The sequence below is a fragment of the Streptomyces sp. NBC_01618 genome (genome assembly GCF_045209435.1).
GTDB lineage: Bacteria > Actinomycetota > Actinomycetes > Streptomycetales > Streptomycetaceae > Streptomyces.
The window spans coordinates 1,875,051-1,891,850 of the sequence record NZ_CP109297.1 but is presented as its reverse complement, the minus strand read 5'-3'; the positions used below and the strand labels follow the sequence as shown (position 1 = coordinate 1,891,850).

Below are 16,800 nucleotides of genomic sequence, written 5' to 3'. Positions count from 1 at the left end.
TCCAGGGTTCCATGTCCTCATGACATCGAGTTCCTGGAAAGAGTTCCGGTCCGCACAGCCGGCCTTCGCCGACACCGTCGAGGCCCGTTTCGGGCAGTACAAGCACCATGTCCTGGCGACCCTGCGCAAGGACGGATCGCCGCGGGTGACCGGCCTGGAGGTGTACGTCCTCTTCGGTGAGCTGTGGCTCGGCATGATGCCGAACTCGCGCAAGGCGCTGGACCTGCTGCGCGATCCGCGGTTCGCGGTGCAGGCCAATCCGGGACCGGACGCCGAGATGGCCGACGGCGACGTCCGGATCTCCGGCCGCGCGGTGGAGGAGACCGACCCCGGGATCCTGGCCCGCTTCACCGAGGAGGTGAAGCCGCCGGAGCCGTTCCACCTCTTCCGCGCGGAACTTCAGGAGGTGGTCCGTACGACGCTGGACTCCGATGAGCTGGTGGTACAGGTGTGGCGGCCCGAAAAGCCCCTGCGCACGATCCGCCGGACAGGGGACGACAGCGCCCCGTACGAAACCTGACCTCCGCCCGGAGCGGCCGGGACCGGGGCCGACCGCTCCGGGCGGAGGTCAGGGGCGGTGTCCCGGCGGGCGGAGAATGGGCGCGTGCCTAACAAGAAGAAGCCCCAGGTGACCCCTGCGCCCGAGCGCCGCCGCGAACTGCTCGACACCGCCGCCGAGGTGTTCGCCGCGCAGGGATACAACGCCACCACCGTCCGCAAGATCGCGGACGCGGCCGGGATGCTCGCGGGCAGCCTCTACTACCACTTCGATTCCAAGGAATCGATGATCGACGAGATCCTCTCGACCTTCCTCGACGAACTCTGGGAGGGGTACGACGCGGTGCTCGCCGCCGGACTCGGCCCCCGGGAGACCATCGAGGCCCTCGTCACCGAATCCTTCCGGGAGATCGACCGGCACCACGCCGCCGTCGCCATCTACCAGAAGGAGGCCAAGCACCTGGCCACCCAACCGCGTTTCCAGTACCTCGTCGACTCCCAGCAGAAGTTCGAGAAGGTCTGGCTCGGCACGCTGGAACGCGGCGTCGCCGACCGGACCTTCCGCGCCGACCTCGACATCCGCCTGACCTACCGCTTCGTCCGCGACACCGTCTGGGTCGCGGCGTCCTGGTACCGGCCCGGTGGACAGCACAGTCCCGAGGAGATCGCCCGCCAGTACCTCTCGATGGTCCTGGACGGCATCGCCCTGAACACCTGACCCATGAGAAGGAGCGGCAGCGGCACCCCCGGAGGAGGCCGACGTCAACGGCGGAGCGCTCGCCCCGGGTCACCCAATCGGCGTAACCGGTACGGAATTGATGACGACTACGCTGCACGAGCCGCAGCCCCGACCGGCGGCCGCTACGGCCTGCGGACCGAGGCTGCCCAGCCCCTCCAGCACCTGCCGCGGGAAAGTTTTCGGCGGCGTGTCGAGCCTGCTCCCGGCCAGTTGCCCCATGGGTCCGGGCGAAAATCTGTCGACCGATGGTGCGGCGTGTTCCACCGTCGGCCGACAGATCGTGCTACGGTTGCCGTGTTGCAGTTTTGGTACCCATGAACATTATGTGCGCCTGACGGGAATGCTTCCTCAGGCGCATTATTGTTTTCCGGCTTTCTCCGGATGGGGCTCAATGCGGCGACTTGGAATTCGTAAAGTGCGGATTTCCGGCACTGCACCTCTTTTAGGAGAATGACATGGCTACTGGAACCGTGAAGTGGTTCAACTCGGAAAAGGGCTTCGGCTTCATCGAGCAGGACGGCGGCGGCGCCGACGTCTTCGCCCACTACTCCAACATCGCCACCTCGGGCTTCCGTGAGCTCCAGGAGGGCCAGAAGGTCTCCTTCGACGTCACGCAGGGCCAGAAGGGCCCGCAGGCGGAGAACATCGTCCCGGCCTAATTGCCGGACGCGTACCTCGCAGCCGGGGCCCGCACCGTGAAGGTGCGGGTCCCGGCTTGTGCTGTCCACAGGGCAGGGCACAGAAGTACCGCCCGTCCCGCGGAGGTCCCCAGCACTCCTCAGCAGTCCCCAGCAGTTCCCCGCAGTCCCAAGTAGTCCCAAGCAGTTCCCAGGAATCCCTAGGAATCCTCAGGAATCCCCCAGGAGGGCAATTCCGTATGACCCGCTCCGAACGCCAGGACCGACCCGCCCGCAACCGCCCGTCGAGGGGGCGCGGCACGGCCCCGGCAAAGGCAACCGCTAAGGGTTCCGGCAAGGGATCCGGCAAGGCGTCGCCCCGTCGCAGGGCCACGCCGCCGCAGGGTGAATTCGCCCTGCCCGAAACCATGACCCCCGCACTGCCCGCCGTCGAGGCGTTCGCCGAGCTGGACATGCCCGCAGCCCTGCTGAAAACCCTTGCCGCGCAGGGCGTCACCGATCCGTTCCCGATCCAGGGCGCCACCCTGCCGAACTCGCTCGCCGGCCGGGACATCCTCGGCCGCGGCCGCACCGGCTCCGGCAAGACCCTCGCCTTCGGCCTCGCGCTGCTGGCCCGTACCGGCGGACGGCGCGCCGAGCCGCGTGCCCCGCTCGCGCTCGTCCTCGTGCCGACCCGCGAGCTCGCCCAGCAGGTCACCGACGCGCTGACGCCGTACGCCACGGCCGTGAACCTGCGCCTGGCCACCGTCGTCGGCGGCATGTCGATCAGCAAGCAGTCCGGCACGCTGCGCCGTGGTGCCGAGGTGCTCGTCGCCACTCCCGGCCGACTGAAGGACCTCATCGAGCGTGGCGACTGCCGGCTCGACCAGGTCGCCATCACCGTCCTCGACGAGGCCGACCAGATGGCCGACATGGGCTTCATGCCGCAGGTCGTCGCCCTGCTCAAGCAGGTCGAGCCGGACGGTCAGCGGATGCTGTTCTCCGCGACGCTCGACAAGAACATCGACCGCCTGGTCAAGATGTTCCTGACGGACCCCGTCGTGCACTCGGTCGACCCGTCCGCGGGCGCGGTCACCACCATGGAGCACCATGTGCTGCACGTGGCCGACGAGACCGACAAGAAGGCCGTCGCCACCCGGATCGCCGCCCGTGACGGCCGGGTGATCATGTTCGTGGACACCAAGCGTGGCGCCGACCGCTTCGCCAAGCGGCTGCTGGCCAGCGGTGTGCGGGCCGCCGCCCTGCACGGCGGGCGCTCGCAGCCGCAGCGCAACCGGACGCTGGACCAGTTCAAGAACGGCCAGGTCACCGCGCTCGTGGCGACGAACGTGGCGGCGCGCGGCATCCACGTCGACGACCTCGACCTGGTCGTGAACGTGGACCCGCCGACCGATCACAAGGACTACCTCCACCGCGGCGGGCGCACGGCGCGTGCCGGGGAGTCCGGCAGCGTCGTCACTCTGGTGCTGCCCGAGGAGAAGCGGGAGATGACCCGGCTGATGGCCGACGCGGGCATCGCCCCGCGGACCACCCGGATCAAGTCCAGCGACGAGGAACTCACCCGGATCACCGGGGCCCGTGAGCCGTCCGGCGTCGCGATCGTCATCGAGGTCCCGCAGCCGACGCAGCCGAAGCCGCGGACCCGGTCGGGCGAGGCGGCGGCCGGTGGCTCCGGCTTCCGCTCGGGCAGCCGCGGCCGGGGCCGGCGCGGTGGCGCCGGTCAGGGCGGCGGCGCCGAGGGCCGGGGCGCGGGCGGTTCGTCCCGTGGCGCCGGTGCGGGTGCCGGTGCGGGCGGTGGCCGTGGTAGCGGTGAGGCGCGTGGTGCCGGGCGTTCCGGGGCCGGACGCGGTGGTGCGGCGGCGTCGGGGCGTGGCCGCAGGGCCGCGTAGCGCCGCGGACCCCGTGGGGTGACCGGGCGGACCCGTCCGGTCGCCGCTCGGTCCTCAGCCGCCGGAAGGCTGGTCGCGGGGCGGAGCCCCCGGCTGCCTCAGGTGGCGCAGTCCAGGACTGTCCGGCACAGTCCGCACCGGGCCCGAACCCTGCCGCGCACCGGAACGCGGATGCGCTGGTGGCAGGTGGGGCAGGCGAAGGAGACCCGGAGCCCTTGCGGGCCGTTCTCGAAGGCGTACGGGGCGTCGGGTCCCGGGGCCGCCCCCGCGCCCGGGTGGTCCTGGGCGTGCCGCCGGTCCTTGGCGTAGCGGTGCCGGCCCGCCCAGCCCGCGGCCGTGAGGGGCGGCTGCCGTGTGTCGTGGAGGGCCTGGGCGCGGCCCTTGGTGTAGGCCGTGTACGCCTGCGGGCTCGTGAACCACGGGGAGGGGTCCTCGTCGAAGGCGAACGCCCGCTTGGCGAGGACGTATCCGAACTCCTCCGGGGTGAGATAGCCGAGCTTCTGGCTGGAGACGGCGTCCTCGCGGAACGCGTCCAGCAGCAGCCAGCCCGCGCCCAGGTACGTCGTCGCCGTGTCGGTGAGGATCTCGTTGTCGCGCGTACCGGGGAACTCCAGGCCGAGGCGGTGCAGCAGCACATGCGTGACCTCGTGCGAGAGCGCGGCGCCGATGTCCCTGCGGTGGGTGCGGAAGCGGTCGTTGAGTTCGATGAAGTACTCGGGCCCCGCGGCGAGTTCGACGCCGGCGGCGTGTTCCATCGTCCGGAAGCCGACGATCATCCGGGCGTCCGGCAGATGCAGGTGCTGGACGATGGCGCGCGCCACCCGCTGGGCGCCGAGGTACAGATCGTCCTGGTCGCAGAAGGCGGCGTCGGCGGGCGCCAGGCTCGTCGCGTAGCCACGGACGCCGTCGTACGACAGCCTCCGGTACAGCGCCGTGATCGCGGACCGGACGGTGTCGAGGTGGGGGAAGCCGTGGACCACCGGACCGCCGCCGCGGCCGTTGCCCTGGCCGCTGCCGTTCCCCCGGCTGCTGTCCGGCACGCCCCCACCCCCTTCGCGACGCTCGAGCCGGGCTCCACTGTAGCCGGAACGTTACGGATGATCTCGGCCGAAAATGAATCTTGTGAGCCGCGTGAGCAGTTTCCGAGTCCACCAAGGTCTTCCAGGCCCCCAGCTACAACGGCGCGTAGGACTGGGCGCTGATCAAGCTCGCCAAGCCCATCGACCTGCCCACCCTGAAGATCGCCACCAGTACCGCGTACAGCAACGGCACCTTCACCATCGCCGGCTGGGGCGCCGCCACCGAGGGCGGCGGCCAGCAGTGCTACCTGCTGAAGGCCACCGTGCCGTTCGTCTCCGACGCGGACTGCCAGGCCGCCTACGGCAGCGACCTCATCCCCGGTGAGGAGATCTGCGCCGGGCTGATCGACACCGGCGGCGTGGACACCGGCGGCGTGGACACCTGCCAGGGCGACTCCGGCGGCCCCATGTTCCGCAAGGACAACGCCGGAGCCTGGATCCAAGTCGGCATCGTCAGCTGGGGCCAGGGCTGCGCCGAGCCCGGCTACCCGGGTGTGTACAGCGAGGTCTCGACGCTCGCCGCCGCCATCGCCTCCGCGGCGTCGACGCTCCGACCCCGGTCACCGGCCCCGGCTCCTGCCACGGCCGGTGTCCGACTCACACCTGGACATCTCCGGGGGTGCGCGTCCGGACGGGCGCCCCCGGGCCCAACTCGGCATACGGCGCGCCCGCGTCCTCCAGTTCCAGCACCCACACCTCGTTGGCGCCCTCCCGCAGCACCGGCCCCGGCACGTACAGCGTCCGCTGCGGACCCGCCGACCAGTAGCGCCCCAGGCAGAAGCCGTTCACCCACACGAACCCGCGCGTCCAGCCCGGCAGTTCGAGACCCGCATGCCCGGTGCCGGCCGCCCCCACGACGTCGAACTCCCCCCGGAACAGCCCCGTGCGCTCGGCCCCCGCGACGCTCCCGAAAGCCACCCCGGCCAGCGCGTCCGGCCCCTCGAACGTCTCCAGCCGCAGCCCCCGGGCCCGTACACCGTGCAGGAACTGCCGTTCGTGCAGCACTCCGCCCGTGATCCCCTTGGGCTCACCGAGCCGCTGCCCGTAGTTGACACGGCCCAGGGACTCCACCCACAGCTCGACCTCCGCAGGCCCGGCCACCGGCTCGTCCAAAGTGCCGTTCTCGTCGCTCAGCACACCCTCGCGGACACCGTCCACGTACACCACGGCCCGGTCCCGGAGCCCCGACACACCCAGGGTGTACGGACGGCGCGGACCAGGCACGGCAACCTGATAGCGCACCAGGCCCCGGTCGACCCCCAACTCCTCGAAGGTCGGCGGAACACCGGACGGCGCCGATTCCTCATCACCCAGCGCCTCCAGTACGGCGGTCAGCGGAGCCCAGTCCGTCAGCTCCGCCCGTACCGGAGCGGCAAGACCGGCGGGCTCGGGTGGAAGCTCCGGAAGCGGCCCGTCCGCGTACTCGGCGAGCACCTTGCGGAACAGCCGGAACTTCTCCGTGGGGCGGCCGTACTCGTCGATCGGCGCGTCGTAGTCGTACGACGTCACCGTCGGCATGAAGTCCTGGTCCTGCAGCGGACCGGACCGGTTGGCACCCGCCCACCCGGCGAAGTTCGTGCCCCCGTGCGCCATGTAGATGTTCACCGAGGCCCCGCACTCCAGGATCTCCCGCAGCGAGTCGGCGGCCCGCTCCGGGTCGCGTACGACCGGCTCGGCACCCCAGTGCTCGAACCACCCGCACCAGAATTCCATGCACATCAGCGGCCCCTTCGGCTGATGGCGGCGCAGCACCTCGAACGCCTCCCGCGCACCCGACCCGAAGTTCGCCGTGGCGAGCAGCCCCGGCACGGAACCACCCGTGAGCATGTGGTCCTCCGGCCCGTCGGAGGTGAACAGCGGCACGGTCACCCCACGCTCCCGCAGTATCCCGGCCACCCGCCGGAGATAGACCTGATCGGTGCCGTAGCTCCCGTACTCGTTCTCCGCCTGAACCATGATCACCGGGCCGCCGCGCCCGATCTGCCGCTGCACCACCTGCGGCAGCAGCGCCGCGAACCACCGCTCCACGGCACCCAGGTACTCCTCGTCACGCGTCCGCACCCGCCGTCCGAACCGCCCCGTCACCCAGGCCGGCAGACCACCGTTCTCCCATTCGGCACAGATGTACGGGCCCGGGCGGACGATCGCCCACAGCCCCGCCCGCTGCGCCGCGTCCAGGAACCGGCCCAGCGCCGCCACGTCCCGGAACCGGCCGGGCCGCGGCTCATGGAGATTCCACGGCACATACGTCTCGACGCAGTTGAGACCCATGGCGCGCAGCATCGACAGCCGGTGGTCCCACTGCGCCTCGTGGACCCGGAAGTAGTGCAGTGCCCCCGACAGCAGCCGTACGGGCTTCCCGTCGAGCCGGAAGTGGTCGTCCCCCACGGTGAAGTCAGCCATCGTGCTCGTACTCTCCTGTGCGTGCGGTCCCCCGGGGCCGCGCAGCCCCGGATCGCACGACAGCACGCACCACGGAGCGGGCGAACCCGGGAGGAATGTTGTAACCAACCATCGCCCCCTGGCGTGCGGCCGGTCCATGGACAAAGATCACTGCTGTTTGGACACAAATGTTCGGACCAACGCGATGAAGGACGAAAGGGGAGAAAGAAAGGCCGATGTACCACACCTGGATGCGCTTCTTCACTCCCAGCCCGCTCCACCACCGGCTGGGCCTTGTCTGCCTCGGTGTGGGCCTGCAGCACGGCGCACTGCCGACGGTCGGCCCGCGCACCCTGGACCACCACGTCGCCGTGGTCATCAGCTCCGGCAGCGGCTGGTTCAGCGGCACGGACGGCCGCCGGGTCCCCGTCGTCGCCCCCAGCCTGATCTGGCTGACCCCCGGCACCCCGCACCACTACGGCGCCGACCCCGGCACCGGCTGGGACGAGAGCTTCGTCGACTTCACCGGCCCCGCCACCGCCACGTACACCGAACTCGGCTACATCGAGCCCGACCGCCCGCTCGTCCCGCTCGCCGACACGGCGGGCCCCCGAGCCGCGGTGGGGCGGATGGTACGGGCGGCCCGGCGCGGCAACCCGCTGCTGGAGGTGGAGACCAGCGCCGCCGTCCACGAACTCCTCGTCGCCCTGCGCCGGGCCCGCGCCGATGTCAGCCCCGATGGCGACCCGGTCCTCCAGGCCCTCGCCCGCGACGCCTTCCAGCCGCTGTCCGTCGCCGAGCACGCGGCCCGGCACGGCATGACACCCGCCGAACTGCGCACGGTAGTACGGCGGGGCGCGGGCTGCAGCCCCAAGGACTACCTCCTCGGCATCCGGCTCGGCCGCGCCAAGGACCTCCTCGCCGCCACCGACCTGCCGGTCGCCGCGGTCGCCCGACGCGTCGGCTACGACGACCCGGCGTACTTCTCCCGCCTCTTCGCCCGCCGGGTCGGTGCCGCCCCGGTCCGGTTCCGCGAACAGCAGTGCCGCAACGTCCCGGGCGGCTGGAGCGACCAGGTCCCGGACCCGGATCACCCACCGACGATCAGCCCGCTGGGCCCGGCCCTCTGAGCGACTCGCTCTTCGCCGGCCCGGCTAAGCTCGCTGACCATGACCACGAGGGACATCGACGAGTCCGTGAGCGCGGAACTGAACCGGCTGCGCGAGAGCATCGACAACATTGACGCCGCTGTCGTCCATATGCTCGCCGAACGCTTCAAGTGCACCCAGCAGGTCGGCCACCTCAAGGCCGCCCACCAGCTCCCCCCGGCCGACCCGGCCCGCGAGAGCCGGCAGATCGCCCGGCTGCGGGAGCTGGCGGAAAGCGCTCACCTGGACCCGGCCTTCGCGGAGAAGCTGCTCAACTTCATCGTCGCGGAGGTCATCCGCCACCACGAGCGGATCGCGGACGAATCGGCGTCGAACGGGGAGGCCTGAACACCGGAGACCAGACGGCCGTCGTACGCCGCCTCTCGGCCGGCCGACGGCGCAATGCCTACGCGCTGCTTTTCATCCGGCCGACGGCGCAACGTCCACGCACCGCCTCTCATCCGGCCGAGGCCGGCCCGTCCGCCGAGCGCGACGGAAGCGGGCCGGCCCGCCGGGCCGACCGCCTGCGCCTCGACCACACCACCCAGGCGCTCACCAGCAGCCCGATCCCCGTGGCCAGGACGGCGAACCCGGCCGAGGCCGACTCGTTGACCTGATCACCGTCGTCCTCCGGCGCGGGCAGACCGGCGGCCGCGTAATGGGGGAGGACCAGCAGACCCGCCCCCACCAGGGCCGGCACCGCCCAGCCGACGCCCTCGCGGCGCGAGGACCGGACGGACACCAGCGCACCCAGGCCCCCGAACAGCCATCGGAGAACCCGCCTGCGCCCCGCCCACCCCGTACGGCAGCATGGACGCATGTCCGTACTGACGCGCGACGAAGCGCAGACCCGAGCCCAGTTCCTCGACGTACACCGGTACACGATCGACCTCGATCTGACCGGAGGGGAGGAGACCTTCGACTCCCGCACCGTCATCCGGTTCACCACAGCCACGGCCGGAGACACGTTCGTCGAGCTCAAGCCGGCCACCCTGCGCTCGATCAGCCTCGACGGACAGCCCCTCGACCCCAACCACCTCACCGAGAACCGCTTCCCGCTCACCGCACTCACCGCCGGCGCACACGAACTGCGCATCGACGCCGCCATGCGCTACTCCCGCACCGGCGAAGGCATGCACCGCTTCACCGACCCGACCGACGGCGAAACGTACGCCTACACCCAGCTGTTCATGGAGGACGTCCAGCGCGTCTTCGCCGCCTTCGACCAGCCCGACCTCAAGTCCGTCTTCGAGCTGACCGTCACCGCCCCCGACGGCTGGACCGTCCTCGGCAACGGCGTCGCCGAGCACCGCGGCGACGGCCGCTGGACCCTGGCCGCGACCCCGCCGATCTCCACCTACCTCGTCGCCGTCGCCGCGGGCCCCTGGCACTCCGTGACCACCGAACACGCCGGACTGCCCTTCGGCATCCACTGCCGCCGCTCCCTCGCCCCGTACCTCGACACGGACGCCGACGAGATCCTCGACATCACCCGCGCCTGCTTCGACCGCTTCCACGAGAAGTTCGACGAGCCCTACCCCTTCGACTCCTACGACCAGGCCTTCGTACCCGAGTTCAACGCCGGCGCCATGGAAAACCCCGGACTCGTCACCTTCCGCGACGAGTTCATCTACCGCTCCGCCGTCACCGACACCGAACGCCAGACCCGCGGCATGGTCATCGCCCACGAAATGGCCCACATGTGGTTCGGCGACCTCGTCACCCTCGCCTGGTGGGACGACATCTGGCTCAACGAGTCCTTCGCCGAATACATGGGCTACCAGACCCTCGCCGAAGCCACCCGCTTCACCGACACCTGGGTCGACTTCGGCGTCGCCCGCAAGGGCTGGGGATACGACGCCGACCAGCGCCCCTCCACCCACCCCGTCGCCCCCGACCCGGCCGCCGTCCCCGACACCGCGTCCGCGATGCTCAACTTCGACGGCATCTCCTACGCCAAGGGCGCATCCGCCCTGCGCCAACTCGTCGCCTGGCTCGGCGAGAAGGACTTCCTGGCCGGCATCAACACCCACTTCGCCCGCCACAAGTTCGCCAACGCCACCCTCGCCGACTTCATCGACAACCTCGCCTCCGCCACCGACCGCGACGTCCACGCCTGGGCCGACGCCTGGCTGCGCACCACCGGAGTCGACACCCTCACCCCCCACATCGAAGAATCCGACGGTACGTGGTCCCTCACCGTCGACCACAACGGCAGCCGCCCCCACCGCATCGCCGTAGGCGCGTACGACCACACCCCCGACCCCCACCTCGGCCCCGACCACCTCGTCCCGCGCGACCGGTTCGAGATCGACATCCCCCACAACGGCACCGCCGAAGCACTACCCGGACACCGCCCCGCCCTCGTCGTCCTCAACGACAGCGACCTCAGCTACGCCAAGGTCCGCCTCGACCCCACATCCTGGGAAACCGCCGTACGCCACCTCTCCGGCATCCCCGACGCACTGACCCGCGCCGTCGTCTGGAACACCGCCCGCGACATGGTCCGCGACGGCGAACTCGCCCCCACCACCTACCTCGAAGCGGCCCGCGCACACCTCCCCCACGAGACCGACCTCGCCCTCGCCCAGGGCGTACTCGCCTTCGCCGACATCCACATCGCCGACCACTACCTCACCCCCGAGCACCGACCCGCCGCCCTCGCCACCCTCACCGCACTGTGCCGCGACCTCATCCGCCGCACCGAGGACGGCCACAACCCCGGCCTCCGCCTCATCGCCGTACGCCACCTCATCGACGCCGCCACCCAGCCCGACACCATCCAGGACTGGCTCACCAACGGCACCGTCCCCGGCGGACCCGAACTCGACCCCGAACTGCGCTGGCGCATCCTCACCCGCCTCACCGTCCTCGGCGCCACCGACGAAACCGCCATCGCCGCCGAACTCGAACACGACCCCAGCGCCACCGGACAGCAAGGCGCCGCCCGCTGCCGCGCCGCCCTCCCCACCCCCGAAACCAAGGCCGCCGCCTGGCACGCCCTGTTCAACGACGACAGCCTCTCCAACTACCTCTTCACCGCCACCGCCCAAGGCTTCTGGCAACCCGAACAGGCCGACCTCGTACGGGACTACGTGCCCCGCTACTACCCCGACGCGACCCGGCTCGCCGCCCGCCGCGGCCCCGCCATCGCCGAAGCCGCCGGCCGCTACGCCTTCCCCGCGTACGCCGTCGACGCGGAAAGCCTCCACCTCGGCGAACAGGCCCTGAACGACACGGACCTCATCCCGGCCCTCCGCCGCAAACTCATCGACCAGATCGACGACCTGCGCCGCGCCCACGCCGTACGCAACACCCACTGACCCACACGGCCCGCACCAACCATGCGGGCCCCAGAGCCCGCACCACCCGTGCCCGGCGCCACCCCCACCACACAGGGAGGCACCGGGCACACCCATATCCGACGCCACACCCATACCACCACACCCCCCGAAAACGGCCCCCAGCCTTTCCACATCCCCCTTTCGAGTTCAGATCACCGAGCTCTCCGGCCGCGCCCCCGAAAACCCGGACAAGCTGGCAAGTCCACCCATGCCCGCCCACACACACGCACACCCGAAGGGCCCACCACCATGCCCACCCCACCCCTCGCCGGCTCCACCACCGGCCCCGCCGCACTGCGCCCCCTCATCGACACCGTCCTCACCGCACTCCACGACGGCGCCCACCGACGCGACGGCCCCCTCCCCGCAGGCGGACCCGACGCCGTCACCCCCCGCACACGCGCCACCACCCACCCCGTCATCCCCGACCACGGCACCGACCCCCACGACGCCCTGCGCACCCTCGTCACCGCCCTCGCCGAAGGCGCCGCAGACCCCGCACACCCACTCTGCGCCGCCCACCTCCACACCCCACCCCTCGCCCTCGCCACCGCCGCCGACCTCGCCGCCTCCGCCCTCAACCCCTCCATGGACTCCTGGGACCAGGCCCCCGCCGCCTCCGCCCTCGAAGCCGACATCACCGCCGCACTCGCCACCGAGATCTACCCCCACCACCCCTCACCCGACGCACTCATCACCACCGGCGGCACCGAAGCCAACCAACTCGCCCTCCTCCTCGCCCGCGAACGCAACGGCCCCGTACAAACCATCTGCGCCGCCAACGCCCACCACAGCATCACCCGCGCCGCCTGGCTCCTCGGCCTCCCCACACCCGTCGTCATCCCCGCCCCCACCGGCGTCATGGACCTCACCGCACTCGACGAAGCCCTCACCCGGCTCCACAGCCCCCACCGTGCCCTCTTCGTAACCGCCACCGCAGGCACCACCGACACCGGCCACATCGACCCCCTCGCCGACATCGCCGACCTCTGCACCACCCACGGCGCCGAACTCCACATCGACGCCGCCTACGGCGGACCCCTCCTCTTCAGCCCCACCCACCGAGGCAAAGTCCACGGCCTCGACCGCGCCCACAGCGTCACCCTCGACCTCCACAAACTCGGCTGGCAACCCGCCTGTGCAGGCATCCTCGCCGTCCCCCACCGCACCCACCTCGACGCACTCCACCACCACGCCCCCTACCTCAACGCCGACGACGACACCGAAGCCGGCCTCCCCGACCTCCTCGGCCGCTCCCTGCGCACCACCCGCCGCCCCGACGCCCTCAAGATCGCCGTCACCCTCAAAGCCCTCGGCCGCACCGGACTCGCCGACCTCATCGACCACACCATCGCCACCGCCCACCACCTCGCCGACCTCATCGCCCACACCCCCACCCTCGACCTCTACGACCGCCCCACCATCAGCACCGTCCTCTTCCGCCCCACCGACGCCGACGACCACACCGTCGCCACCATCCGCCGCACCCTCCTCACCCGCGGCCACGCCGTACTCGGCCGCGCCCACACCGACGACCGCCTCTGGCTCAAAGCCACCCTCCTCAACCCCCACACCACCCCCGACGACCTCCGCACACTCCTCGACCTCGTCAACCAACTCACCACCGACCTCGCGGAAGGCAACACCCCCCGATGACCGACCAGCCCACCCCCGAAACCAACCAGCCACACGACCTCGTCGGCATCGGCATCGGCCCCTTCAACCTCTCCCTCGCCGCCCTCGCCCACGGCATCCCCGCCAGCCCCCACCCCCTCGCCGCCACCTTCTACGAACAACGCCCCGCCTTCCACTGGCACCCCGGCCTCCTCATCGACGGAGCCAGCCTCCAAGTCCCCTTCCTCGCCGACCTCGTCACCCTCGCCGACCCCGCAAGCCCCTGGACCTTCCTCAACTACCTGCGCACCCGCGACCGGCTCTTCCCCTTCTACTTCGCCGAACGCTTCCACATCCAACGCGCCGAATACGACGCTTACTGCCGCTGGGTCAGCGACAACCTCCCCGGCCTCCACTTCAGCCACCAAGTCGACGCCATCCGATGGAACAACGAACGGCACTTCTTCGAAGTCGACTTCACCCAACTCGACGCCGACGGCGAAGCCGAAGCACTCGGCCGCGCCCACACCCGCCACATCGCCCTCGGAATCGGCACCGAACCCCACATCCCCGACCCCCTCAAACCCCTCGCCGAAGCCGAATCCGTACCCGTCATCCACTCCGCCGACTACCTCCACCACCGCGAAAAACTCCTCACCGCCGAACACATCACCGTCATCGGCTCAGGACAGTCCGGCGCCGAAATCTTCCTCGACCTCCTGCGCGCCCGCCCCACCGGCCGCGAAAAACTCCACTGGCTCGCCCGCACCGAGGCATTCGCCCCCATGGAGTACTCCAAACTCGGCCTCGAACACTTCACCCCCGACTACAGCCGCTACTTCCACGCCCTCCCCGAATCCGTACGCGACGAACTCGTCCCCCACCAATGGCAACTCCACAAAGGCATCGACGCCGACACCATCGCCGCCATCCACGACGAGCTCTACCGCCGCACCCTCCACGGCGGCTGGCCCGACACCACCCTCACCCCCGGCGTCTGCGTCCGCGCCGCAGGACGCCTCGTCAACACCCGCGTCGAACTCCACCTCGAACACACCCAGCAGAACACCCGCTCCCGCCTCACCACCGACGCCGTCATCCTCGCCACCGGCTACCGCGAACGCTCCCTCGACCGCATCCTCACCGGCCTCGACCCCTACATGCGCCGCGACACCTCCGAACGCCCCCGCATCGACGACCGATTCCGCCTCGTCCTCGACCCCACCGTCACCGGCCACGTCTACGTACAGAACGCCGAACGCCACACCCACGGCGTCGGCGCCCCCGACCTCGGACTCGCCGCCTGGCGCAGCGCCACCATCCTCAACGACCTCACCGCCACCAACGCCTACCCCCTCCCCGCACGCACCGCCTTCACCACCTTCGGCCTCACCCCCCGCACCCCCACCATCCCCACCCAGAACCCCGACCTCATCCCCCTCGCCCACGGCAACTGACCCCCGGACCCACACAGACAGCAGGCGGCCGCCCCTCCACCAGGAAAGGACGGCCGCCAACCCGACGAACAAACGCCTAGAACACCGGCGTACCGTCCCGCGTCAGACGCCAGTCCACCGAAGCGAACTGCGCACCATCCACCGAACCCTTCGCCTGCACCCAACCGATGATCGTGTTACGGATCTCCTCCGAATTCGCCCACAACTGCTTCGCACCCGCCACATGCGGGAAATTGCCACCGCCACTCGCCCGGTAGTTGTTCACCGCCAGCACGAACTGCGCCACCGGATCGATCGGCTTCCCCTCGAACGCCAGACCAACGATCCGCGAACCATTCGGCTTCGCAATGTCGATCTCATACGTCAGACCCGACACCGCGTCATAGTTGTAATCCGGAGTGTTGTCCGCATTCGTCAACTTCGCCGTGTCCACCGCAGCACCCGCCGCCGTCTGCACGTAGTACCGGGCCGAGAACTCCAGATAGTCCTTGATCTGCGCACCGGTCAGCAACCGCGCCTCAAGGGTGTTCTCGAACGGATACAGCCCCGCCGCGTCCTTGATCGTCACATTCCCGGCCGGGATCTGCGCCGTACGCGAGAAACACGACGCCTGCGACAGCACCGGAAGCGCCGCGTACGCCCCACCCGCCAGCGCCGCCTTCACCGTCTCCGCCTGGACGACATTGATCAGATCGATGATCGGCTCGTCCTTCCACGCCGCCTCCGCCGTCGTCATCGCCGCCGTCGACGTACCGATGACCTGATTGACGTACGCCACGACCTTCTTGTGCTCGTCCGCGAGCAATCCCGTGATCTTCGGGTCCTCATCCACGGTGTTGGAGTTCAGCACCCGCGAACCCGCCTTCTCCACCACCCAACGACCCTTCTCCCACACCAGATCGAAGTCGAACAGCGTCAGCCGCTGCCCCCACTTCAACGGCTCCGAGAGCACCACCTTCTTGCCGGTCTGCTTGTTCTCCACGAAGTACTCGGGGATCTCCTGATGCGCATGCCCGACCAGAATCGCGTCGATACCCGGCACCTGCTCGGCCACCAGACCAGCCGCATTCTCGACATACGGGATCTGATCACCGTACGACGACGTACCACTGGTGCCCGAGTGCGCCGAGACGATCACGACATCCGCACCCATGGAACGCAGCCGCGGCACGAACTTCGCCGCCTGCTCCTCCAGCCCCGGGAACACCATCTTCCCGCTGACGTTCGCCTTGTCCCAGATGGCGATGCCCGGGTTGGTCAGCCCCAGGACCGCCACCTTCACATCCCGACCCTGCGGAGTACGCAGCTCCTTGATGACGTACGGGGCGAACGCCGGCCGCAACGTCTTCGCATCCAGCGCGTTCGCACCCAGCAACGGGAAATCGCACTGCTCCTCGAACTTCCGCAGCACCGGAATACCGTAATTGAACTCGTGATTGCCGAGCGCCGCCGCGTCATAACCGATCGCGTTCATCGCCTGCGCCACCGGGTGCACCGGCCCACGCTTCGCCGTGATCGGATCGACCTTCGCGTAGTAGTACGACAACTGGGTGCCCTGGATCGTGTCACCCGCATCGATCAACAGGGTGTTGTGACGGCCCTTCTCCAGGCGCACCTGGTCCACCAAGGCCGAGATCTTCGCCAGACCGACGTCGTTGTGAGCCTTGTCGTCGAACTCCGCGTCGGTGAAGTAGTCCCAGTTGAAAACGTTCCCATGCAGATCGGTGGTCCCCATCACGGTGAACGAATACCGCTTCGACGGATCCCCCTGGCCAGGCCCGTCGCCACCACCCTGGGCGGCCGCGGGAACGGCGGAACCACCCGCGATCGCCACACCGGCACCGGCGGCCACCGATGTGCCCAGGAACGTCCTACGGTTCAGCGGCATTTCGTCTCCCACATCTCAGATCTCGTACAGCTCAGTTCCGGTACAGCTCAGTCCTGGTACAGCTCAGTTCTCGCAGCAACGCGCGTAGATAATGACCCAGGAGCCATGCCCGGCAACACCCCCT

At 70.0% G+C, this 16,800-nt stretch carries 13 protein-coding genes and 2 pseudogenes; 11 read left to right on the top strand and 4 right to left on the bottom strand.

The genetic code is table 11. From position 1 onward, the window contains the following. The first annotated feature begins 19 nt into the window (after positions 1 to 19). From OH735_RS08960 to OH735_RS08940, 5 genes and pseudogenes are all read left to right on the top strand, one after another. The gene (locus tag OH735_RS08960; RefSeq protein ID WP_406380856.1) at positions 20 to 520 is read left to right on the top strand and encodes a pyridoxamine 5'-phosphate oxidase family protein; all 501 of its coding nucleotides are present in this window, start codon (positions 20 to 22) and stop codon (positions 518 to 520) included. Between the two features lie 84 nt (positions 521 to 604). Then, positions 605 to 1,216 carry a TetR/AcrR family transcriptional regulator gene (locus OH735_RS08955; RefSeq protein ID WP_406380855.1) on the top strand — a complete coding sequence of 204 codons (612 nt, stop codon included), beginning with the start codon at positions 605 to 607 and terminating at the stop codon, positions 1,214 to 1,216. A gap of 40 nt (positions 1,217 to 1,256) precedes the next feature. After that, positions 1,257 to 1,691, top strand: a pseudogene (locus OH735_RS08950) (hypothetical protein); the annotation flags it as partial. 1 nt (position 1,692) lies between these two features. Then, positions 1,693 to 1,896 (top strand): cold-shock protein, encoded by a 204-nt coding sequence (locus OH735_RS08945; RefSeq protein ID WP_003969786.1) that lies wholly within the window; start codon positions 1,693 to 1,695, stop codon positions 1,894 to 1,896. 218 nt (positions 1,897 to 2,114) lie between these two features. Further along, entirely contained in the window at positions 2,115 to 3,764 is a 1,650-nt protein-coding gene (locus OH735_RS08940; RefSeq protein ID WP_406380854.1) for a DEAD/DEAH box helicase, read from the top strand. A gap of 98 nt (positions 3,765 to 3,862) precedes the next feature. Here OH735_RS08940 and OH735_RS08935 read toward each other — a convergent pair whose 3' ends face one another. After that, positions 3,863 to 4,804: a hypothetical protein gene (locus OH735_RS08935; RefSeq protein ID WP_406380853.1), complete on the bottom strand. Its 942-nt coding sequence runs from the start codon at positions 4,802 to 4,804 to the stop codon at positions 3,863 to 3,865. Between the two features lie 107 nt (positions 4,805 to 4,911). On the opposite strand from OH735_RS08935, the pseudogene OH735_RS08930 reads away from it, so the two are divergent. Further along, positions 4,912 to 5,394 (top strand): annotated as a pseudogene (locus tag OH735_RS08930) (serine protease); the annotation flags it as partial. 46 nt (positions 5,395 to 5,440) lie between these two features. Here OH735_RS08930 and OH735_RS08925 read toward each other — a convergent pair. Further along, positions 5,441 to 7,246: a glycoside hydrolase family 35 protein gene (locus tag OH735_RS08925; RefSeq protein WP_406380852.1), complete on the bottom strand. Its 1,806-nt coding sequence runs from the start codon at positions 7,244 to 7,246 to the stop codon at positions 5,441 to 5,443. A gap of 215 nt (positions 7,247 to 7,461) precedes the next feature. Here OH735_RS08925 and OH735_RS08920 point away from each other — a divergent pair, with 215 nt between their 5' ends. Next, entirely contained in the window at positions 7,462 to 8,355 is an 894-nt protein-coding gene (locus tag OH735_RS08920; RefSeq protein ID WP_406380851.1) for a helix-turn-helix domain-containing protein, read from the top strand. A 39-nt stretch (positions 8,356 to 8,394) separates the two neighbouring features. Beyond that, positions 8,395 to 8,721 (top strand): chorismate mutase, encoded by a 327-nt coding sequence (locus OH735_RS08915; RefSeq protein WP_406380850.1) that lies wholly within the window; start codon positions 8,395 to 8,397, stop codon positions 8,719 to 8,721. A gap of 109 nt (positions 8,722 to 8,830) precedes the next feature. On the opposite strand, the gene OH735_RS08910 is transcribed toward OH735_RS08915, so the two are convergent. Then, complete coding sequence (locus OH735_RS08910; RefSeq protein ID WP_406380849.1) at positions 8,831 to 9,115, bottom strand: hypothetical protein; 285 nt, start codon at positions 9,113 to 9,115, stop codon at positions 8,831 to 8,833. 76 nt (positions 9,116 to 9,191) lie between these two features. Here OH735_RS08910 and pepN point away from each other — a divergent pair, with 76 nt between their 5' ends. The 3 genes from pepN to OH735_RS08895 all read left to right on the top strand — a co-directional run bounded on the left by pepN (position 9,192) and on the right by OH735_RS08895 (position 14,788). Next, positions 9,192 to 11,696 carry an aminopeptidase N gene (gene pepN, locus OH735_RS08905; protein WP_406380848.1) on the top strand — a complete coding sequence of 835 codons (2,505 nt, stop codon included), beginning with the start codon at positions 9,192 to 9,194 and terminating at the stop codon, positions 11,694 to 11,696. A 270-nt stretch (positions 11,697 to 11,966) separates the two neighbouring features. Further along, the gene (locus OH735_RS08900) at positions 11,967 to 13,373 is read left to right on the top strand and encodes a pyridoxal phosphate-dependent decarboxylase family protein (RefSeq protein WP_406380847.1); all 1,407 of its coding nucleotides are present in this window, start codon (positions 11,967 to 11,969) and stop codon (positions 13,371 to 13,373) included. Further along, positions 13,370 to 14,788 carry a lysine N(6)-hydroxylase/L-ornithine N(5)-oxygenase family protein gene (locus OH735_RS08895; protein WP_406380846.1) on the top strand — a complete coding sequence of 473 codons (1,419 nt, stop codon included), beginning with the start codon at positions 13,370 to 13,372 and terminating at the stop codon, positions 14,786 to 14,788. Before OH735_RS08900 ends, OH735_RS08895 begins: the two co-directional genes overlap by 4 nt. A gap of 76 nt (positions 14,789 to 14,864) precedes the next feature. Here the strand turns inward: OH735_RS08895 and OH735_RS08890 are convergent, their stop codons facing one another. Next, positions 14,865 to 16,676: a bifunctional metallophosphatase/5'-nucleotidase gene (locus OH735_RS08890; RefSeq protein ID WP_406380845.1), complete on the bottom strand. Its 1,812-nt coding sequence runs from the start codon at positions 16,674 to 16,676 to the stop codon at positions 14,865 to 14,867. Positions 16,677 to 16,800: the final 124 nt, after the last annotated feature.